The 19,122-nt window shown below is 71.1% G+C and carries 21 protein-coding genes; 14 read left to right on the forward strand and 7 right to left on the reverse strand.

From position 1 onward, the window contains the following. The first annotated feature begins 40 nt into the window (after positions 1–40). Positions 41–475 (forward strand): VOC family protein, encoded by a 435-nt coding sequence (locus AC068Z_RS06575; RefSeq protein ID WP_478552914.1) that lies wholly within the window; start codon positions 41–43, stop codon positions 473–475. A 113-nt stretch (positions 476–588) separates the two neighbouring features. Here AC068Z_RS06575 and AC068Z_RS06580 read toward each other — a convergent pair whose 3' ends face one another. Continuing rightward, the gene (locus tag AC068Z_RS06580; protein WP_478553748.1) at positions 589–876 is read right to left on the reverse strand and encodes a DUF4190 domain-containing protein; all 288 of its coding nucleotides are present in this window, start codon (positions 874–876) and stop codon (positions 589–591) included. 255 nt (positions 877–1,131) lie between these two features. Between AC068Z_RS06580 and AC068Z_RS06585 the strand changes: the two genes are divergently transcribed. Continuing rightward, the gene (locus AC068Z_RS06585; RefSeq protein ID WP_478552916.1) at positions 1,132–2,541 is read left to right on the forward strand and encodes a cellulase family glycosylhydrolase; all 1,410 of its coding nucleotides are present in this window, start codon (positions 1,132–1,134) and stop codon (positions 2,539–2,541) included. Between the two features lie 56 nt (positions 2,542–2,597). Here AC068Z_RS06585 and AC068Z_RS06590 read toward each other — a convergent pair whose 3' ends face one another. Together AC068Z_RS06590 and AC068Z_RS06595 are read right to left on the reverse strand one after the other, a co-directional pair. After that, on the reverse strand, positions 2,598–2,813 hold the full coding sequence (locus tag AC068Z_RS06590; protein ID WP_478552918.1) for a hypothetical protein: 216 nt from the start codon (positions 2,811–2,813) through the stop codon (positions 2,598–2,600). Between the two features lie 133 nt (positions 2,814–2,946). Continuing rightward, the gene (locus tag AC068Z_RS06595; protein WP_478552920.1) at positions 2,947–3,210 is read right to left on the reverse strand and encodes an SUKH-4 family immunity protein; all 264 of its coding nucleotides are present in this window, start codon (positions 3,208–3,210) and stop codon (positions 2,947–2,949) included. Between the two features lie 467 nt (positions 3,211–3,677). Between AC068Z_RS06595 and AC068Z_RS06600 the strand changes: the two genes are divergently transcribed. Continuing rightward, complete coding sequence (locus AC068Z_RS06600) at positions 3,678–3,893, forward strand: hypothetical protein (protein WP_478552921.1); 216 nt, start codon at positions 3,678–3,680, stop codon at positions 3,891–3,893. Positions 3,894–3,924: 31 nt separating this feature from the next. On the opposite strand, the gene AC068Z_RS06605 is transcribed toward AC068Z_RS06600, so the two are convergent. The 3 genes from AC068Z_RS06605 to AC068Z_RS06615 all read right to left on the reverse strand — a co-directional run bounded on the left by AC068Z_RS06605 (position 3,925) and on the right by AC068Z_RS06615 (position 7,590). Further along, positions 3,925–4,824, reverse strand: coding sequence for an aminoglycoside phosphotransferase family protein (locus tag AC068Z_RS06605; RefSeq protein WP_478552923.1), 900 nt, complete (start codon positions 4,822–4,824; stop codon positions 3,925–3,927). A 115-nt stretch (positions 4,825–4,939) separates the two neighbouring features. Further along, entirely contained in the window at positions 4,940–6,229 is a 1,290-nt protein-coding gene (locus AC068Z_RS06610; RefSeq protein ID WP_478552925.1) for a cytochrome P450, read from the reverse strand. Between the two features lie 11 nt (positions 6,230–6,240). After that, positions 6,241–7,590, reverse strand: a complete 1,350-nt coding sequence (locus AC068Z_RS06615) for a glutamine synthetase family protein (RefSeq protein WP_478552927.1) — start codon at positions 7,588–7,590, stop codon at positions 6,241–6,243. Between the two features lie 335 nt (positions 7,591–7,925). On the opposite strand from AC068Z_RS06615, the gene AC068Z_RS06620 reads away from it, so the two are divergent. From AC068Z_RS06620 to AC068Z_RS06670, 11 genes are all read left to right on the forward strand, one after another. Further along, entirely contained in the window at positions 7,926–8,114 is a 189-nt protein-coding gene (locus AC068Z_RS06620; protein WP_126898499.1) for a ferredoxin, read from the forward strand. A gap of 3 nt (positions 8,115–8,117) precedes the next feature. Beyond that, a complete protein-coding gene (locus tag AC068Z_RS06625) occupies positions 8,118–9,329 on the forward strand; it encodes an NAD(P)/FAD-dependent oxidoreductase (protein ID WP_478552930.1) in 1,212 nt (403 codons plus the stop codon). 11 nt (positions 9,330–9,340) lie between these two features. After that, a complete protein-coding gene (locus tag AC068Z_RS06630; RefSeq protein ID WP_478552932.1) occupies positions 9,341–10,147 on the forward strand; it encodes an acetoacetate decarboxylase family protein in 807 nt (268 codons plus the stop codon). Positions 10,148–10,181: 34 nt separating this feature from the next. Next, positions 10,182–11,639, forward strand: a complete 1,458-nt coding sequence (locus AC068Z_RS06635) for an aldehyde dehydrogenase (RefSeq protein WP_478552934.1) — start codon at positions 10,182–10,184, stop codon at positions 11,637–11,639. Further along, positions 11,632–12,558 carry a 3,4-dihydroxyphenylacetate 2,3-dioxygenase gene (locus tag AC068Z_RS06640; protein WP_478552936.1) on the forward strand — a complete coding sequence of 309 codons (927 nt, stop codon included), beginning with the start codon at positions 11,632–11,634 and terminating at the stop codon, positions 12,556–12,558. Before AC068Z_RS06635 ends, AC068Z_RS06640 begins: the two co-directional genes overlap by 8 nt. An 8-nt stretch (positions 12,559–12,566) precedes the next feature. Next, positions 12,567–13,415 carry a fumarylacetoacetate hydrolase family protein gene (locus tag AC068Z_RS06645; RefSeq protein ID WP_478552938.1) on the forward strand — a complete coding sequence of 283 codons (849 nt, stop codon included), beginning with the start codon at positions 12,567–12,569 and terminating at the stop codon, positions 13,413–13,415. A gap of 24 nt (positions 13,416–13,439) precedes the next feature. Continuing rightward, on the forward strand, positions 13,440–13,616 hold the full coding sequence (locus tag AC068Z_RS06650) for a hypothetical protein (protein WP_478552940.1): 177 nt from the start codon (positions 13,440–13,442) through the stop codon (positions 13,614–13,616). A 34-nt stretch (positions 13,617–13,650) separates the two neighbouring features. Then, a complete protein-coding gene (locus AC068Z_RS06655) occupies positions 13,651–14,283 on the forward strand; it encodes a TetR/AcrR family transcriptional regulator (RefSeq protein WP_478552942.1) in 633 nt (210 codons plus the stop codon). 183 nt (positions 14,284–14,466) lie between these two features. Further along, positions 14,467–15,918: an APC family permease gene (locus AC068Z_RS06660; protein ID WP_478552944.1), complete on the forward strand. Its 1,452-nt coding sequence runs from the start codon at positions 14,467–14,469 to the stop codon at positions 15,916–15,918. Positions 15,919–15,977: 59 nt separating this feature from the next. After that, on the forward strand, positions 15,978–17,468 hold the full coding sequence (locus tag AC068Z_RS06665; RefSeq protein ID WP_478552946.1) for an aldehyde dehydrogenase: 1,491 nt from the start codon (positions 15,978–15,980) through the stop codon (positions 17,466–17,468). Next, positions 17,465–18,166, forward strand: coding sequence for a gamma-glutamyl-gamma-aminobutyrate hydrolase family protein (locus tag AC068Z_RS06670; RefSeq protein ID WP_478552948.1), 702 nt, complete (start codon positions 17,465–17,467; stop codon positions 18,164–18,166). Before AC068Z_RS06665 ends, AC068Z_RS06670 begins: the two co-directional genes overlap by 4 nt. A gap of 29 nt (positions 18,167–18,195) precedes the next feature. Here the strand turns inward: AC068Z_RS06670 and AC068Z_RS06675 are convergent, their stop codons facing one another. Beyond that, positions 18,196–18,768 (reverse strand): MarR family winged helix-turn-helix transcriptional regulator, encoded by a 573-nt coding sequence (locus AC068Z_RS06675; RefSeq protein ID WP_478552950.1) that lies wholly within the window; start codon positions 18,766–18,768, stop codon positions 18,196–18,198. Positions 18,769–19,122: the final 354 nt, after the last annotated feature.

A 19,122-nucleotide genomic window follows, 5' to 3' on the forward strand; every position in this document is an offset into this window, starting at 1 on the left:
GGAAATGATCAGCAACGGCCTCCGCTGCTACGGTGGTCCGATGTCATCGATCAGGAAATTCCAGGTCACCTTCGACTGCGCGGAACCTGAACGTGTAGCTCGTTTCTGGTGCGAGGTGTTGGGGTACGTCGTACCGCCACCCCCGCAGGGGTTTGCCACCTGGGACGAATACAAGGGCGCGCAACCGCCCGAGGAACAGGATTCGTGGTTCGCCTGCGTTGATCCCTCAGGTGTGGGCCCGCGCCTGTACTTTCAGCGCGTTCCCGAGGGAAAGGCCGTCAAGAATCGGGTGCATCTCGACGTGCGGGTCGGCACCGGACTCGTGGGAGAAGAACGCCTGGCCACGCTCAAGGCCGAAAGCGAACGACTGATCGCGCTCGGCGCGGTGCTCGTGCAAGTGCTGCCCGCCGACGAAGAGAACGAGTCCTGCATCGCGATGCAGGATATCGAGGGCAACGAATTCTGTGTCGACTGAGCGTTCGCCGTGCGACGGCGTAGGGAGCCTTCTCCCTGAACAGGGGGTGCGGGCGACGGCCTGGCCCGCGATGTCGCGGGCCGTGGCCGCCTTGCCGCGGGACGATGGGGGCATCAGCCGCCCACGTACCAGCTGAATCCGCCGTTGCTGGCGGCGACGATCAGCAGCACGATCCACAGAACGACGTCGATGATGCCGAGGATGATGCCGGCTTTCGCCATGCCCGCACCGTTCTTGACCGCAGCCTGCCGACGTGCGACGGCCCCGAAAATGATGGCCAAGGGGCCCAGAATGATGTTCAGGAAGAACAGCCCGACGATACCGCAGCACAGGCTGGCTATAGCCAGGCCGTTGGTGCGCGACCTGGGGTACGCGGCACTGGATTTGCCGTAACTCGCCATGAAACACTCCCGGTTGTCGATCGTGCGGACCTGATGGACCGCAGATTCCTTACTGTCGAGTGCTTTTTCCGAATGCCCCATCGAGGTGTTCCCATGCCTGGGCGTGCGGCACGAGGTCTGGCGGTGGCGGCAGGCGGCACATGGGAGTCGGCAAGCGCTGAACACGAGCCCCTTGTGTCACGACTCTTGATGGACCGTCAGTTCTGCTGGTGTGATGTGCGGCGCCCACGCTGTCGAGCCGCCGGAGGCCCGCCCATGCACCGACGCCTGTTCGCCGCGCTCGTCTGCGCCGTCCTGCTGGGAGCGGGGACGCAGGCCCAAGCGGGCACCAGGGAGAGCGGAGGGAACGTCGACGCACCGCACGTCGCGGACATCCCCCGGATCACGGACGACCGTGGCCGGACGCTGACCCTGCGCGGCTGGAACGTCGAGGACAAGACGCACCGCGGCGAGCAGGCGCTGTCCGCCATCACCGAGCGCCATTTCAGGGACCTGCACGCCAACGGCTTCAACTTCGCCCGGCTGCTGGTGTTCTGGGACGACCTCGAGCCCGAGCGCGGCAAGTACAGCGAGAGGTATCTGCGCCGGATCGACCGTGTCCTGGACTGGGCCCACAAGTACCGGGTGCGGGTCCTGATCGACGCCCACCAGGACGTGTTCGGGCCTGCCTTCGGCCACCGCGGCATCCCCACGTGGGCGACCAGGACGGACGGGCTGCCGTTCACCCCGCACCCCGAGGACTGGTTCTCGCAGTACTTCGAGCCCGCCGTGCAGCGGGCGTTCACGCACCTGTACGAGGACGACGACCTGCGGCGCGCTCAGGCCGACATGTGGCGGGTCCTGGCGGGGCGGTTCGCCCACCATCCGGCCGTGCTCGGCTACGACCTGATCAACGAGCCGATGGGCGAGCTGTGCCCCGGTGAGGACCTGCCCAGCGCGGCGGCCCGGATCGAGGCCGAGCAGCTGACCCCGATGTACAACCGGCTGGCCGACGCCGTCCGTTCGGTCGACCGGGACGCCTGGATCTTCTTCGAACCCACCCCGATCGTGGGCGAGGGGCTGCCGACGGCGCTGGGCCGCATCGACGACCCGAAGACGGTGTACGCCCCGCACTTCTACAACACGGCGATGGAGGCCGGGTCCGACTACGACCCGGCCGCGGGCTGGATCGAGGCCTACGAGGCGGCCGTGACCGTCTACCCCCGGCAGTACGGCGTGCCGGTGCTGGTGGGGGAGTGGGGCCCCCTCAACAACGGGCTCCCCAACATGGGCCGCTTCTATCGCGACGCGCTCGTCTCCCTGGGCCGCTACACCTCCGGCTGGGCGGGCTATGTCTGGTGCTACGGCGGCGGCTACTGCGCCTTGGACGACACAGGCGCGCTACGGCCGAACAAGGACCGGACGGCCGCTCCGTACGCCGAAGCCGTCGCCGGAACGGTCATCGCCGAGCACCACACCCCCGAGACCGGCACCTACCGCCTCGCCTACCGCGCCGGCCACGGCGCCACGGAGATCCGCGTACCGTCCCGGCCGGGCGGCTGGCGGATCTCGGTCACCGGCCCCGCGACCACATCCACCCCGGTCCTGCCGGCCGACCGCTCGGCCATTGCCCGCGTCCACGCACGCCGGGGCGCCGAGGTGACGGTGACGGTCACCCCGCGCTGACCCCGCAGAGCGAACCTTGGCGGCACTCACATGAGGCGATGCCGTGCCAGGCGTTGCTACTCGCTCTCGCGTTCCAGGACGCGCCGCGCCGCCTCGGCCTCCGCCGCGGGCGGTGACAGCTCGTCGAGGGTGTCGAGTTCGTCGTCCGCCTCCAGCTCCCGTTCCCAGGCCGCCGCGAGGCGGTCCTGCTCCTGGCGCGACTTGGCACCGATGGCCTCGCGCTGCTCCGGGTCCAGGGCTGTCAGGAATCGTCCGACCGTGTCCATGACCATGGAGTGCTCCTTGTCACGAGAGGGGAGGGGGCGTGCTCCAGCATGGCCGAGCGGCTCCGAGCCAACCGCCTGACACTGCCGGGAGAACACCCCGTTGGCCTCTCGGAGCGGACCTCCGCGCCGCCGTCCGAGGTCAGTAGAGCCAGCGGTCCAGGTGCCCTGTCCAGAGGAACCCCTCGTAGCCGCCGAACGCCGCCGGGTCGATCTCCTTCAGCTCCTCGGCCAGCCGGTTCAGCTCGGCGAAGGCCTGCTCTTCTTCCCCTTCGGAGAGGTGCCCTTCGGGGCCGTCCGGCTCGCTGAGCAGCTCTGAGACCGTGACGCGACTGCCGTAACAATGAAGGACGTTGAGCCACACGCCGACACCCGAGTTGGCGAACCATGCCTCCCCGTCCGGCATGACGAAGTAGACCGCAGAGGCGGTAGAGCGAGCCCCGGCACGTGTGCAGGGCCGGCTCGGGCTCGCTCTGTATCACGACTCGTTCAATGAGGCGCTGGGCTGCCGGAATGCCCACCTCGACGAGGAGTGCCTTTATCTTGGCCGGGATCCGCCAGCCGACCACAACGTCCTGTTCGGCTCGGGTGACATGCCTGAGACCAGCCCACTCGGTCAGCTGGTCGTACGTCGCCATCGCTCCGTCCTCTTCCCTCGACCGTGGCCCTGACCCCGCCGTGGGCCGACTTCACGCCAACTCCTACGATCATGCCCATGTCGACCTCTTCTCCCCTTCCCGTCCTGCGTGGTCTCCGAGGCGCTGTGCTCCGGTGTGACGGCGATGTACTGGTGCTGAGGGGGAGGGCCGAGGAAGTGCGGATCCCGTTCGCGGCGATCGGGCGAATCCGTGCACGGGTGGTGCGGTCCGTCGTATGTACGTGAAGGGCAGCGCCGCGACCGCGCCGATCTCCTACCACCCAGCGAATCCGGCCCGCGCCGTCGTCTGCCACTCCTGGGGCCGCAAGCTTTGGGACACGGTGTTCGCCCTGGGCGTCCTGCTCTTCGGTCTGGCCGTCCTGGCGGGGGTCGTGGTCCTCGTGGTCGGCGCGTTCCAGGGCGTGTACGACGATGCCATGACCTCACAGTGACGCTGCCTCGACCTCGCAGCGTGAGAGACCGTCAGCCGATCAGGGCCTGGTTGATCTGCCGGGTGGTCTGCGCGGCGACGCGCGGGCTGACGGCGGCGTAGTAGGTGTACGCGTTCAGTCCGGTGGCCAGCGCCCAGCCGCGCCCCCGCAGCCACGTGGCGTCGTCCACACCGAGAGTTTCACGGAAGACGGCTCGGCTCTCGGCCGACAGGAGGGTGTAGGCGATCATCAGGTCGCAGGCCGGGTCGCCCATGCCGAGTCCCCCGAAGTCGATGACGGCGCTGATGCGGCCGTCGACGGTCAGCAGGTTGCCCGTGTGGAAGTCGCCGTGGAACCAGACCGGGGAGCGTCCCCAGTCGGGGGCGCTCAGTGCGGCCTCCCAGAGTTCGGTCATCGCCGCGGCATCGAATACGCCGTCGACCTCGGTGATGGCGGCCCGGGTCGCGTGGTCGCGATCGGACAGCGGACTACCGGTGAGGCCCTCGTGGCTGTTCGCGTCGGGGATCTCTGAAGGTGTGGATTGCTGCAGGGCGGTCAGGAACTCGGCCAACTCCGTGGCCGCCCTGGTGGAGTGCTCCAGCGTCTCGACGGTCGCCACCTCGCCGTCCAGCCAGCGGGATACCGCCCACGGCCACGGGTAACCGAAGTCCGGCTCGCCCACCCCCACCGGTACCGGGATGGCGAGGGGGAGGTGCGGGGCGAGCCGGGGCAGCCACTGGAATTCCTTCCTGGCCTGCCCGATGGCTCCGGCGTGACGGGGCAGCCGGACGGACAGCTCCTCGCCCAGCCGGTAGATCACATGGTCGGATCCGGCCGGGTCGAGGAGCTTCAGGGGCAGGTGCCGCCACTGCGGGAACTGGGTGTCGACCAGGCGTCTGGTCAGCGCCTCGTCGATGTGGGGTCGGGTGTCCGCGGTGGACTCGGTCGGCAAGGGTGCTCCTGTGGTCGGCCCGCGCTCCGTGCGGCGGGCACCTGGAGCCATCACAGTGCCTCGCGGCGCCGCCTGTCGACCGAGTTTGCCGCTCGGGCGGCGGCCCGTACGCCCGTCACGCCAGGGTCACCGACACCGGCAGCTTCTTGATGCCGTTGACGAAGTTCGAGCGCACCCTGGGTACGTCGCCGGCCAGTCGGATGTCGGCGAGGCGGGGGATGAGCTCCTCGAACATGATGCGGATCTCGGTGCGGGCGAGCAGGTTGCCCAGGCACAGGTGCGGGCTGCCCTTGCCGAAGGTGACGTGGTCGTTGTTCTGCCGGGCCACGTCGAAGTCGTAGGGATTGCCGAAGACTTCCTCGTCGCGGTTGCCGGAGGCGTACCACATGACGACCTTGTCGCCCTCCTTGATCCGCTTGCCGCCGAGTTCGACGTCCCGGGTCGCCGTGCGGCGGAAGTGGTAGACGGGGGAGGCCCAGCGCAGGAACTCCTCGACCGCCGTGGGGATCAGGGAGGGGTCGTCCTTGAGCCTGGCCAGCTGCTCGGGGTGCTGCAGCAGGGCGAGCATGGAGTGGGTGATGGTGTGCCGGGTGGTCTCGTTGCCGGCCACGACCAGCAGCAGGAAGTAGTTGTCGAAGTCCTGCGGGGAGAGCGGGACGCCGTCGCGCGGGGTCGTGTTGACCAGCCGTGACACCAGGTCGCCGCCGTCGCCGCCGCGCCGCTGCCGGGCCAGTTCCCGGCCGTACTCGAAGACTTCGAGCGAGGCGGGGGAGCGGAAGGGCAGGTCGCGGTACTTCTCGCTCTCCTCGCTGTGCAGGAGTACGTCGGCGTAGTCGGGGTCGGTGTTGCCGATGATGCGGTTGCCCCAGTCGATGAGCTGCTGGTTGTCCTCCGGGGGTACGTCGAGGAGGCGGGCCAGCACGTTGATGGGGAAGTCGGCCGAGACCTCCTTGACGAAGTCGAAGGTGCCCTTGGCCAGGGCCGCGTCCAGGGTCTTGGCGGTCAGGCCGCGCAGGAAGTCGGTGTAGCTGTTGATGACGGAGGCGCCGAACTGGCGCTGGATGACGCTGCGCAGGGCGCGGTGGCGGACGCCGTCCAGTTCCAGAATGGAGGCGCGTTTCTTGATCTGGTCCTCGTCGACCTCTTCGAGGTTGACGAACCTGGTGGAGGTGAAGGTCTCCGCGTCCCGGTCGACGCGTGCGATGTCCGCGTGCCGGGTCACCGCCCAGAAACCGGAGTTGGGGGCCTCCTCGGGCTGCCAGTGCACCGGGTCCTCGTGGCGCAGGGTGTGGAACATCCGCCAGGGGGTGATGCCGTCGGTGAAGTTGTCGAGGTTCGCGAGGTCGACGTCGGCGAGGGGCATGGGCTGCGCGGCGGTCGGCTCGGGGGTGGTGGCTGTCGTCATCGAAGGGTCCTTCACAGGTGGTAGGCGTACTCGGTGAACTCCCAGTCGGTGACGTGCCGTTGGAAGCGTTCGACCTCGTTGCGCTTGTAGGTGAGGTAGGAGGTGGTGAAGTCCTTGCCGAGCAGCTGCGTGAGGTCGGTGTCGGCCTCAAGAGCGTCGAGCGCGGCGGACAGGTCCGTGGGCAGCGCGGCGGCCTTGGTGATGTCGTAGCCGTAGCCCTCCAGCGGGGCGGGGGGTTCCTCGGCGGCGAGTACGCCGAGGAGTGCGGCGGCGGTGGTGGCGGCGACGGCCAGGTAGGGGTTGGCGCTGGCGTCGCCGAGGCGGAGTTCGAGGCGGGCGCCGGAGCCGCGCTCGGGCGGGATGCGGACCATGGCACTGCGGTTGTCCAGGCCCCAGTCGACCAGCCAGGGGGCAAGGGTGTCGGGGCCGAAGCGCTTGTAGGAGTTGACGGTCGGGTTGAGGAGCGCGGCCAGGGCGGGTGCGTGGGCGAGGACGCCGGCGACCGCGTGGCGGGCGGTGGCCGACAGGCCGTAGGCGCCGGAGGGGTCGTCAAAGGCGTTGCGGCCCTCGGCGTCGGTGCAGGACAGGTGCAGATGGAAGCCGGAACCACCGGCGTCGTTGAAGGGCTTCGCCATGAAGGTGGCGAGTCTGCCCTCGCGCCGGGCCAGCTCCTTGATCGCGGCCTTGAAGCGGAACGCCCGGTCGGCGGCGGACAGGGCCTCGGAGTGCAGCAGGTTGATCTCGAACTGCCCGCCGTCGAACTCGTGGTTCCCGCTGAGCACCCCGAGGTCCAGGCCGCGCAGGTGCCGCAGGGTGCGCAGCAGATGGTTGTCGGGGTCGGCGCGCAGCCCCGCCGTGTAGACGACGCCCGGCGTGCCGCCGTAGCGCCGCCAGCCGCCGGCCGGGGCCGGGTCGCACAGGAAGTACTCCAGCTCGGGGCCGACCACCGGGCTCAGTCCGTGGTCCTGGCAGCGGTCGAGGACCGCGCGCAGCAGGTCGCGCGGTGACTCGGGGGCGGGCTGTCCGGTGGCCGGGTCGAGGACGTCGCCGAGGCAGGTGGCGACGCCCGGCTCCCAGGGCAGGGCGGCCAGGGTGGTGAGGTCGGGCCGGACGCAGATGTCCGGCAGGCCGGCGTCCAGGCCGCCGCTGACGGGGACGACGTCGCCCTGCGGGCTGGTGTGGTAGACGGCCCGGCAGAAGGCGAGGCCGTGCTCCACGGCGCGGGGCAGTTCCTCGAGCAGTACGTCACGGGCCCGGTCGGTGCCGATCAGGTCGGGATAGGTGACCCGGACGACGTCGATGCCGTCGGCGGCGAGCCGGTCCATGTGGCGTTGGACTTCTGACAGGTCTTGAGCGCTCACCGGGGTCTCCTCGGGCGTACGGCGGGACACCCCCGGACCGGTGTCCGGGTGGCGGGTGGCGTAGGAGGTCAGGGCCGGGGCGCGGGGTGGGAGGCGGCTTCCCGGCCTGACGTTTGAAGCCAAACGGTAGGCAGGGGCCGAGGTGACCGCAAGGGGTCGGTCCAAAGAATTTATCCATCTGGATAGGTATTGACCAGGGGGTGGTGCCTGCCTACCTTGTTTGAAGCCAAACGAGTTGGGGGTGCGGTCACCGCGCCCCTTTGGCCGGGGCCCGGTCATCAGCGGCCGGGCCCCACTTCTCCCCCTTCGCTCCCGCTCCCTCAGGAGGACCGGCCATGAAGGTCGTCGTCGACATGAACAAGTGCCAGGACCACGGCCAGTGCGTCTTCGCCGCCCCCGACGTCTTCTCGATGGACGACGACGGCCACCTCGTCCACGTCTCCGACCCGGACGACGCGCTGCGCGACGAGGTCGAGGAAGCGGCCGACGTCTGCCCGCTCCAGGCCATCCGGATCGAGGGCTGAGCGATGACGTCCGCACGCGTCGTCGTCGCCGGTGCCTCCATGGCCGGCCTGCGCGCCGCCGAGCAGCTGCGCGCCGCGGGCTGGAGCGGGGCGATCACCCTCGTCGGCGCCGAACCCCACATGCCCTACAACCGGCCGCCGCTGTCCAAGGAGGTCCTGGCCGGCAAGGCGCCCTTCGCGTCGCTGGCCTTCCGCCCCCGCGCGAGCGTGACCGACGTCGAGTGGCGACTCGGCACCCGCGTCACCGCGAGCAGCCTCGACCGACGCACCCTCACCCTCGACGACGGCTCCGCGCTCTCCTACGACGGACTCGTCATCGCCACCGGCATGCGCCCCCGGCGCCTGAACTGCCCAGGACCCCTCGCCGGCCGGCACACCGTGCGCACCCTCGACGACGCCCAGGACCTGCGCACGGCGCTGACCCGGCCCGGAGCCCGGGTCGTCGTGATCGGCGCCGGCTTCATCGGCTGCGAGGTCGCCGCGACCGCCGTGGGCCTCGGCGTCGCCGAGGTGACCGTCGTCGACCCGCTGCCCCTGCCCATGGCCGGGCCGCTCGGCGAGGTGCTGGCCCGCGCGCTGCTCAGACGGCACGAGGAGCGCGGCGTCCGCTTCGCGCTCGGCCGGGCGGTCGCCGGCTTCGAGGGCGACGACCGGGTCACGGGCGTCGTCCTCGGCGACGGATCCGTCCTGCCCGCCGACGTCGTGGTGGAGTCGGTCGGCTCCCTCGCCAACACCGAGTGGCTCGACGGCAACGGCCTGGACCTGTCCGACGGCGTCCTCACGGACGCGCTGCTGCGGGCCGGCGGGCGGCCCGAGGTGGTCGCCGTCGGGGACGTGGCCCGCTTCCCCAACGCCCGCTACGACGGCGTCCCGCGCCGCGTGGAGCACTGGTCGATCCCGACCGACACCGCCAAGCACGCGGCCCGGGTCCTGGCCGGCCATCTCTCCGGCAGGGAACCCGAGTTGGCGCCCTTCGCGCCACTGCCCACCTTCTGGAGCGATCAGCACGAGTTCCGGCTGCAGTCCTTCGGGGCGCCGGCGCTCGGCCAGGACGACGTGCGGGTCCTGGACGGCGCCCCGGACGGAGACGTCCTCGTCGGCTACCACCGCGACGGCCGGCTCGTCGGCGTCGTCGCGCTCGGCGGCCAGGCCGTCGCCGCGGCCGCCGCCCGCTACCGCGCCGAGCTGCTCAAGCAACCCGCCCTCACCGCGTAAGGAGCCCCCAAGTGACCGGTGTCCGTGGTTACTTCCACCCCAAGACGGCGAGCGGCGCCTCGTCCCTGATCCCCTCCCCGCCCTGGCGCTACTCCGGCGACCTGCTGACCGTCGAGTACCGCACCGACCCCGCACGGGTGCGGGAACTGCTGCCCGAGCCCCTTGAGCTGGCGGAGGAGGACCCGGGTGCCGTCGCCCTGGTCTGGGCCGACTGGCAGTCCTGCTCGACGGCCGGGGAGGAACTGCTCGATCCCGTGCGGTCGCAGTACAAGGAGGCCTTCGCGGTCGTGCGCTGCTCCTACCGGGGGCAGACCTACTCCCGCTGCGTCTACATCTGGGTCGACAAGGACTTCGCGATCGCGCGAGGGCTGCACCAGGGGTATCCGAAGAAGCTCGGTTCGATCCACCAGACCCGCCCCCACCCCTACGGGCCCGCTCCGCGGATCGAGGCCGGCGCCCGCTTCGGGGCGACGCTGGCCGCGGCCGACCGCAGGCTGGCGCAGGCCGTGGTGACCCTGCGGGAGCCCTCCGAGACCAACGGCTTCGTCAACGGGCACTCCATGGCGCACCACCGCTGGCTGCCGTCCATCGAGACGGGCAAGGGCCTCGCCCTGGACGAGCTGATCGAGTCCGGCGCCGCCTCCTTCGAGGGCGGGCAGCCGTGGACCGGTGACGCCGAGCTGGAGCTGTTCGAAGCGCCCACCGAGGAGCTGGCCCGGCTGGAGATCCGCGAACCGATCGCCGCGTACTACCGCCAGGTCGGCGTCGTCTGGGACGGCGGCCGACTGCTGGAGTCCGGGACCTCCGGCGCCGAGTAATCCCCTTATGCCTGACACCACTTGGAGACCGGACATGCACACCCTCAAGGTCGCCGGGGTCGCCGTGGACACCCGTCACTGGATCGGCGGCGAGCGCGTGGCCTCCGCCGACACCTTCCCCGACGCCTCACCGATCGACGGCACCGTCCTCGGCGGGATCGCCCGCGGCGGACCGGCCGAGGCCGAAGCCGCCGTGGCCGCCGCCAAGGCCGCCTTCCCCGCCTGGGCCGCCACCTCCCGCGCCGAACGCGCCCGCATTCTGCACGCCATCGCCGACGGCGTGGAGAAGCGGCTCGAAGACCTCGCCATCGTCGAGACCACCGACAACGGCGCCCTCCTGCGCTCCCACCGCCGGGGCGTGATGCCCCGCGTGGCGCACAACTTCCGCTTCTTCGCCGACTGGCTGCTGCACCTCGACCACCCGGACTTCGACACCCGCGGCCACACCAACCACGTCAGCTGGGACCCGGCCGGCCCCTGCGTGCTGATCACACCGTGGAACGCCCCCCTGATGCTGGCCACCTGGAAGATCGCCCCCGCGCTGGCAGCGGGCAACACCGTCGTGCTCAAGCCCGCCGAGTGGTCCCCGCTGACCGCCTCGCTCCTCGCCGACATCGCCGCCGAGGCCGGGCTGCCCGCAGGAGTGCTGAACGTCGTGCAGGGCTACGGCGCCGAGATCGGCGACGCCCTCACCTCACATCCGGACGTGCGCCGGATCAGCTTCACCGGCTCGGTGCCCACCGCCCGCCGGATCGCCGCGTCGGCCGCGGCGAACCTCACCCCGCTCAGCCTCGAACTGGGCGGCAAATCCCCCCTGTTGGTGTTCGCCGACGCCGACCTCGACCTCGCCGTCGACCTCGCCGTCGAGCAGTACGACAACGCCGGGCAGGTCTGTCTCGCCGCCACCCGCATCCTCGTCGAGGAGTCCGTCGCGGAGGAGTTCACCCGGCGCTTCGTGGACAGGGCGAGCCGCCTCACCCAGGGCGACCCGCGCGACGAGGCCACCGACATCGGCCCCAACATCCACCCCCGCCAGCTGGAGAAGATCGACGGCTTCGTGCGGCGGGCCCTCGCCGCCGGGGCCCGCGCGGTCATCGGCGGTGAGCCGGGCGACGGCCAGTTCTACGCCCCGACCCTGCTCACGGACGTCGCCCAGGACTCGGAGATCGTCCAGGAAGAGGTCTTCGGCCCGGTCCTGACCCTGCAGACCTTCCAGGGCGAGGAAGAAGCGGTCCGCCTGGCCAACGACACCCGCTTCGGACTGGCCGCCACCCTCGCCACCGGCGACCCCGAGCGCGCCGAACGCGTCACGGCACAGCTGGTGGCCGGAACCGTCTGGGTCAACTGCTTCTTCGTACGCGACCTCCAGGCCCCCTTCGGCGGCTCCCGGCTCTCCGGCGTCGGCCGCGAGGGCGGCACCTGGAGCTTCGACTTCTACTGCGACCTGAAGAACACCGTCACCGCCCCGAACGGATGGAACGACCATGGGTGAGATCGTCGGGGCGGGCCTGCTCGCCCACGTCCCCACCATCGTGCTCCCGGAGGCCGTACGGCTGGAGCTGAACGAGGGCAAGGAGATCACCCTCGTCACCGGCCTGGAGCAGCTGCGCCGGGACGTCTTCGAGCGCGACGACTACGACACCGTCGTCGTCCTGGACTCGCACTGGGCCACCACGGTCGAGTTCGTCGTCACCGCGCAGACGCGCCGCGCCGGGCTGTTCACCTCCGAGGAACTGCCGCGCGGGATGTGCCGGATGCCGTACGACTTCCCCGGCGACCCCGAACTCGCCCGGAACATCGAGCGGTTCGCCGACCGGCACGGCACCTGGATCACCGCGATCGAGGACGACTACCTGCCGATCTACTACGCCACCATCAACCTCTGGAAGTTCCTCGGCGCGGGTCTGCCGGACAAGCGCTGGGTGACCATCGGCGTCTGCCAGACCGGCGACATGGAGGACCACCTGCGCCTCGGCCGCGCGCTCGCCGACGGCATCGCCGCCACGCCCGGCCGGCGGGTGCTGCTGATCGCCTCCGGCGCCCTCTCGCACACGTTCTGGCCGCTGCGCGAGCTGCGCGACCACGAGTCCAGCGACCCGGAGCACATCTTCACCCCGCAGGCGCGCGAGGCCGATCACGAGCGCATCGCCTGGTTCAAGGAGGGCCGCCACGACAAGGTCCTCGACACCATGGACGCCTTCTGGAAGTTCAAGCCCGAGGCGAAGTTCTTCCACTACCTGATGATGGCCGGCGCCCTCGGCGAGCAGGCCTGCGTGGCCAAGGCCCGCCAGTACGGCGAGTACGAGAACTCCATCGGCACCGGCCAGGTCCACCTGTGGTTCGACCGCCCGTCCGACGGCTGGACCGGCACCGGCTTGCCCGTCCCGCACAATCCCCACTCCCGCGTCTAGGAGCCCCCATGCCCGAGTACCGCCGCATCCTCCTGGACGGCGCCGCCGTCCAGGTCACCGTCGACGGAGACGAACTCGTCGCCGGTGACGGCCGCCGCGTCAAGACCGACGAGGCACAGCATCTTCCGCCGGTCGTGCCGTCGAAGGTGATCGCCGTCCACCTCAACCACCGAAGCCGCGTGGACGAGTTCGGGATCGGACTCCCCGACACCCCGACCTACTTCCACAAGCCGACCTCCTCCCTCAACTCCCACCAGGGCGCGATCGTCCGCCCCGAGGGCTGCAAGTGGCTCAACTACGAGGGCGAGGTCGCCATCGTCATAGGCCGCACCGCGCGGAACATCTCGCCGCGGGAGGCGGGGGAGTACATCGCGGGCTACACCGTCGCCAACGACTACGGCCTGCACGACTTCCGGGACACCGACGCCGGCTCCATGCTCCGCGTCAAGGGCTCGGACACCCTCTGCCCGCTCGGTCCCGGCCTGGTCACCGACTGGGACTTCCACGGCAAGCGGCTGCGCACCTACGTCAACGGCGAGGTCGTGCAGGACGGTTCGACCGACGAGATGAAGTGGGACATGCACTACCTCGTCGCCGACATCGCCCGCACGATCACGCTCCACCCCGGCGATGTGCTGCTCTCCGGCACCCCGGCCAACTCCCGCCCGGTCCAGCCCGGTGACGTCGTCGAGGTGGAGGTCGAAGGGCTCGGCCGGCTCACCAACCGCATCGTGACCGGCCCGGCCCCGATCCGCGCCGACGTCGGCGCGCAGCCCACCGAGTCCGAGGAAGTGCTGTCCACCGCGCTCGGCGGCGACTGGGAGTTCCGCGGCATCAGGGCGCCCCGCCGCGACTGACGGACACCAGCAACCGGAGGACCCATGCCCGACTTCGCCGACCTGGTCCTCGTCAACGGCTCGGTGCCCACCGAAGGGACCATCGCCGATCCGCAGGACCTCCCCGAGCTGCCGGTGGTGCTCACCGTGCTGGACGGGGAGGTGGTGCACGACGCGTCCGCCGGCGACGGGGAGCCCCATGGCCGCCGACAGCTGCGGTGACCTGCCGCGCGGCCCGGCCGGTAGGGTCACGGCCATGACCGAATCCGCCGAGACCGCGCCGGGAACCGCCGAGGAAGCGCCGGAATCCGGCTCCCGCTCCCGCAAGCGGCTGGGCTACGGGGAGGGGCGCGAGGCGCTGCTCAAGGCCGCTGTCCGGGTCGTGGGGCGGCGCGGGCTGCGCCACCTCACCTACCGGGCGGTCGCCGAGGAGGCCGGCGTCACCCACGGCCTGGTTGTGCACCACTTCGGGTCCCGGGACGCGCTGATCGAGGAGTCCCTCGCCTACGCCGTGCGCTCCAGCCTCAGCAGCAGCCTGCTGGAGCCGGGCACCGGCCGGCCCGAGGACTTCGTCGCCGGGCTGACGGACATGGTGGACAGCGACGCGGACCTCCAGGCGTACCAGTACGAGCTGCTCCTGGAGGCCCGCCGCCGCCCCGAGCTGCTGGGGCAGGTGCGGGAGCTGTACGACGAGTACTTCGCCGCCTCCCGGCGTGAGCTGGAGCGCATGCTGCCCGACGACGCCAGCCCGGCCTTCAACCGGCTGGTCTTCGCCGCGCTGGACGGCCTGGTCCTGCACCAGCTCACCGGCATCGGCGACCGCGCCGACACGGAGGCCGCCCTGGCCGAGCTGCGCTCGCTCCTGCGCACGCTGGGCAGCCGCGACTGACGGTGCCTGCCCGGGCCCCCGTCGCGTCCGCGGCGGGGGCCTTCGCATGCCCGGAGGGGGCGGTTTCCGGGTCGTAAATTCCCGTACCCAACCCCTTGCCAGATGGATAGTTCCGGCCCACCATGAGGCAACTCGTTTGGCTCAAAACGAAACCTCCTCCCTTCCCCTCAGCAGGTGATCCGAGTGGACAGTCAGACGGTCGACGCCTCCCCGCAGACCGGAGAGGGCCCCCGCCCCACGGCCACCCTCAAACGCAACGCCCTGGGTGTCCTGGGCATCCTCTTCTTCGTCCTGTCCGCGCAGGCGCCGCTCACCGGCATCGCCGGTGCCGTCCCGATCGCCGTAGCCGTGGGCAACGGCCCCGGCGCCCCGGCCGCCTACGCCGTCGCCGGCATCGTGATCCTGCTGTTCTCGGTGGGCTTCGTGGCGATGGGCCGGCACGTCGTGAACGCCGGTGCCTTCTACACCTACATCGGCAAGGGTCTCGGCCGGACCACCGGCAGCGGCAGCGCCGCGGTCGCCCTGTTCGCCTACTGCACGGTCCAGGCCGCGATGTACGGCCTGTACGGCTTCACCGTCAGCGGCCTGGTCGAGCACTACGCCGACGTCCACATCGCCTGGTGGGTCTGGGCCCTGGTCACCATGGCCGTCGTCCAGGTCCTCGGCGCCGCCGGCATCGAGATCGGCGCCAAGGTACTCGCCGTGTTCGTGCTCGCCGAGTTCAGCATCCTGCTCGCCTTCGCCCTGGTCACCCTGGTCACCGGCGGCGGCCCCGAAGGCCTCGGCGCCGCCGACACCTTCTCGCCGGACGCCGTCCTCCAGGGCGCTCCCGGCGTGGCCCTGATGTTCGCCGTGGCGTCGATGTTCGGCTTCGAGGCCACCGCCATCTACGGCGAGGAGGCCCGCGAACCCCACAAGACCGTGCCCCGCGCCACCTACCTCTCGGTGGCCGTCGTCACCGGCTTCTTCGCCTTCGTCTCCTGGATGCTGATCTCCTCCTACGGCGCCTCCAAGGCCACCGCGGCCGCGGGCGAGGCCCTGGGGTCTGGGGACTCCACGCTGTTCGTCTTCGCACCCATCGCCGACCAGTTCGGCGGCTGGGTCAACGACGTCCTGCCCATCCTGCTGGCCACCTCCCTGTTCGCCGGTGTCCTCGCCTTCCACAACTCCGCCAACCGCTACCTGTTCTCCCTCAGCCGCGAGGGCCTCCTGCCGGGCCGGCTGCGCACCCTGAACCGGCGCTCCGCGCCCTGGACGGCGGGCCTCGTGCAGACCGCGATCGCCGTCCTCCTTGTCATGCCGTTCGCCCTGCTGGGCAAGGACCCGGTCCTGACCCTGTTCTCCTGGTTCAGCGGCGTCGGCGTCCTGGCCTGCATGCTGCTGTACTTCCTGACCTCGGTCTCCGTGATCGTCTTCTTCCGGCGCGAACGCCTCGACACCCGGCCGTGGAACACGCTGATCGCCCCCGCCCTGGGCGCCCTGGGCATCGCCGCGGTGATCTGGCTCGTGCTGGCGAACTTCACCACGCTCATCGGCGGCGACGCCACGACGGCGACCTGGCTCGTCGCGGCCGTCCCGACGGTCCTGCTGCTGGGCGCGGCAGCCGCCCGCCTGGTCCACGCGCGGACCGCCTGACGCATCGCCCGCGGGGCCCGGCCGCACCCGGGCCCCGCCCACCCCAGACAAGGAACCCCATGCTGGACGTCACCCACGACGACCTGCTGCGCCGGGCCAAGGCACTCGACCTGCCCACCCAGCACCACATCGACGGAATCGACGAACCCGGGGCAGGCACCGCCTTCGAGGTCGTCTCACCCCGCGACGGACAGATCCTCACCCACGTCGCCGACGCGCGGCAGGCCGAGGTCGACCACGCCGTCGCCGCCGCCCGCCGCGCCTTCGACACCGGCCCCTGGCCCCGCCTGGCCCCCGCCGACCGCGGCCGCGTCCTGCTGCGCATCGCCGAACTCCTCGAAGAACAGCGGGAGAAGCTCGCCCTCACCGTCACCCTGGAGATGGGCAAACCGATCACCGACGCCCACGACATCGAACTGCGCGCCGCGATCAACACCTTCCGCTGGTACGGCCAACTCGCCGACAAACTCACCGACGACGCCCCGCACACCGCCCCCGACGCCCTCGCCCTGGTCACCCGTGAACCGGCCGGAGTGGTCGGCGCGGTCGTCCCCTGGAACTTCCCCCTGACGCTGGCCAGTTGGAAGGTCGCCCCGGCGCTGGCCGCCGGCTGCACGGTCGTACTGAAGCCGTCGGAGAACTCGCCCCTGTCCGCCCTGACGCTGGGCCGGATCGCGACCGAGGCCGGGCTGCCGCCCGGCGTCCTCAACGTGATCAACGGCAACGGTCCGGTGGCCGGGCGGGCGCTGGGCCTGCACCCCGACGTGGACGTCCTCGCCTTCACCGGCTCCACCGCCGTCGGCCGCCACTTCCTGCACTACGCGGCCGACTCCAACCTCAAGCGGGTCTGGCTGGAGCTGGGCGGCAAGTCGCCCAACATCATCCTGCCCGACGCCCCCGACCTGGACCGGGCCGCGGCCACCGCCGCCTGGGGCATCTTCTTCAACCAGGGCGAGATGTGCACCGCCCCCTCGCGGCTCCTGGTCCACTCCTCGATCGCCGAACGCGTCACGGACGCCATCGTGCGCCGCGCCGAGGAACTCCGCGTCGGCGACCCGCTCGACCCGTCGACCGAGATGGGCGCGCTCGTCGGCCAGGCCCACCTGGACCGCGTACGCGATCACATCGCCACCGGCCGCGAGGAGGGCGCCCGCCTGCGCACCGGCGGCGAACCCACCCTGGCGGACACCGGCGGCACCTACCTGCGCCCCACCGTCTTCGACCGCGTCGACCCCGGCATGCGCCTGGCCCGCGAGGAGATCTTCGGACCGGTCCTGTCCGTGCTCACCTTCGACGACATCGACGAGGCGGTACGGCTGGCCAACGCCACCGAGTACGGCCTCGCCGCCGGCCTGTGGACCGCCGACCTCTCCACCGCCCACCGGGTCTCCCGCGCACTGAAGGCCGGGACGGTCTGGGTCAACTGCTACGAGGAGGGCGACCTGACCGTGCCCTTCGGCGGCATGAAGCAGTCCGGCAACGGCCGGGACAAGTCCGCGCACGCCCTGGAGAAGTACACCGAACTCAAGACGACCTGGATCCAGCTGTGACCCGCCCCCTGATCGCCGTACCGGCCCGCTTCTCCGCCACCACCTCGGCCCTGCGCTTCGCGGCCGAGGTCAACGCCCGCATGCTGATCGAGGCCGTGTGGCGGGCGGGCGGCGAACCGGCGAGCATCCACCCCGCCGACACCGGTACCGCCGCCCGCCTCGCCCGCTTCGACGGCGTCCTCCTCCCCGGCGGCGGCGACCTCGCCCCGCACCGCTACGGTGCCGCCGACACGCACAGCAGCGTCTACGACGTGGACGACCTCCAGGACACCTTCGACCTGCAAGTCGCCCGCGCCGCCCTGGAGTCGGGCCTGCCGCTGCTCGCGATCTGCCGGGGCCTGCAAGTCGTCAACGTCGCCCTGAGCGGCACCCTGGAACAGGACATGGGCGGCCCCGACCTGGATCACCGCCACCGCGTCCACCCGGTCCGCGTCGCCCGGGGCAGCCTCCTGGAACAGACCCTCGGCGCGGAGAAGCTCGACGCCTCCTGCTACCACCACCAGCGGGTTGCCACCCTCGGCACCGGCCTCACCCCCACCGCGACAGCCGCCGACGGAACCGTCGAAGCCCTCGAACTCCCGGGCACCCGCGGCTGGTTCACCGCCGTCCAGTGGCACCCGGAGGACACCGCCGACAAGGACCCCGTACAACAGCGGCTGTTCGACGCACTGGTGGAGGCCGCGCGCCGACGTGCTTGAGGGGTGTGTGCCTCCCCGGCGACGGCCGGTCAGCCCCGCGCCCGCCTCCCGCTGCGCCGCGGGGCGGGCCGGGCGTCACCCATCAGGGCCTTACGGCGCTCCTCGCCCTGCTCCTCGACCTGGAGCACCACGCTGCGCAGCGACTCCGCGAGCCCCCGGCACTCGGAGTCGCTGAGCCGGGCGGTCACGAACGCCTCCTCCTCGTTGAACTCGGGGAAGAGCCGCTGCATGAGGTCCTCGCCCTTGTCCGTCAGGCTCAGCAGGACCAGGCGGCCGTCGGTGGGGTGGTCGGCGCGGCGCAGCAGCCCGCGTGACTCCAGCGTCCGTGCCACGCCCGTCAGCGTGCCCTTGGAGATCCCGGCCTCCTCGGCCACGTGCCGGGTCTCCGACTCGCCCCACACCCACACGACCCACAGCACCACGAACGCCGTCCAGGTCAGGTCCGAGCCGCGCAGCACGGAGTTCTCCAGATGCTGGCGCACCGCGGAGGCGGCCCGGTAGATGTTCGCCACGGCCGCCATCTGCTCCCGGCGGATCGGGACGCCGCCGAGCTTCGCCGAGGCGAGCTTCTCGGCTTCGGTGATCGATCGCTGGCCGGGCACGGCGGCTCCTCCGAGGTCGGTGCGGGACCGCACGGCAGCGGGCCGCCGTACGGTCGTTCGGCCTCAAATTGTACGGACCCGGAGGCGGCTGCCCCGCTCCGTGGATCCCCGCGCCGCGGGTTCCCGGCCCTTGTGCTCAGGTGCCGAGGCCGACGATGTCGTGACGCGGTCCCGGCGCAGGCCTGTCGGTCAGGGTGGGCGGGGAGGAAGCCATGGATCGTGACCTGCGTCAGAGCCGCGCCGGCGGACGCGTTACGGCACCGCCGGCTCGATCACCTCGACGCCTCCCTTCGATGCTGTGTCAGTGGGTGGTGCGATGCTGACGCCGACAACTCCGCACACGGTGATCAATGG

The sequence above is a fragment of the Streptomyces sp. NPDC043726 genome, from assembly GCF_056436565.1.

What these genes read in the sequence shown, in the direction of transcription:
- AC068Z_RS06595 (WP_478552920.1), bottom strand. Translation starts at nt 3,210, where the DNA reads ATGCCGGACGGGGAGGCATGGTTCGCCAACTCGGGTGTCGGCGTGTGG.
- AC068Z_RS06650 (WP_478552940.1), top strand. Translation starts at nt 13,440, where the DNA reads ATGCCCGACTTCGCCGACCTGGTCCTCGTCAACGGCTCGGTGCCCACC.
- AC068Z_RS06610 (WP_478552925.1), bottom strand. Translation starts at nt 6,229, where the DNA reads ATGACGACAGCCACCACCCCCGAGCCGACCGCCGCGCAGCCCATGCCC.
- AC068Z_RS06645 (WP_478552938.1), top strand. Translation starts at nt 12,567, where the DNA reads ATGCCCGAGTACCGCCGCATCCTCCTGGACGGCGCCGCCGTCCAGGTC.
- AC068Z_RS06600 (WP_478552921.1), top strand. Translation starts at nt 3,678, where the DNA reads ATGTACGTGAAGGGCAGCGCCGCGACCGCGCCGATCTCCTACCACCCA.
- AC068Z_RS06575 (WP_478552914.1), top strand. Translation starts at nt 41, where the DNA reads ATGTCATCGATCAGGAAATTCCAGGTCACCTTCGACTGCGCGGAACCT.
- AC068Z_RS06635 (WP_478552934.1), top strand. Translation starts at nt 10,182, where the DNA reads ATGCACACCCTCAAGGTCGCCGGGGTCGCCGTGGACACCCGTCACTGG.
- AC068Z_RS06580 (WP_478553748.1), bottom strand. Translation starts at nt 876, where the DNA reads ATGGCGAGTTACGGCAAATCCAGTGCCGCGTACCCCAGGTCGCGCACC.
- AC068Z_RS06665 (WP_478552946.1), top strand. Translation starts at nt 15,978, where the DNA reads ATGCTGGACGTCACCCACGACGACCTGCTGCGCCGGGCCAAGGCACTC.
- AC068Z_RS06655 (WP_478552942.1), top strand. Translation starts at nt 13,651, where the DNA reads ATGACCGAATCCGCCGAGACCGCGCCGGGAACCGCCGAGGAAGCGCCG.
- AC068Z_RS06620 (WP_126898499.1), top strand. Translation starts at nt 7,926, where the DNA reads ATGAAGGTCGTCGTCGACATGAACAAGTGCCAGGACCACGGCCAGTGC.
- AC068Z_RS06640 (WP_478552936.1), top strand. Translation starts at nt 11,632, where the DNA reads ATGGGTGAGATCGTCGGGGCGGGCCTGCTCGCCCACGTCCCCACCATC.
- AC068Z_RS06590 (WP_478552918.1), bottom strand. Translation starts at nt 2,813, where the DNA reads ATGGTCATGGACACGGTCGGACGATTCCTGACAGCCCTGGACCCGGAG.
- AC068Z_RS06585 (WP_478552916.1), top strand. Translation starts at nt 1,132, where the DNA reads ATGCACCGACGCCTGTTCGCCGCGCTCGTCTGCGCCGTCCTGCTGGGA.
- AC068Z_RS06625 (WP_478552930.1), top strand. Translation starts at nt 8,118, where the DNA reads ATGACGTCCGCACGCGTCGTCGTCGCCGGTGCCTCCATGGCCGGCCTG.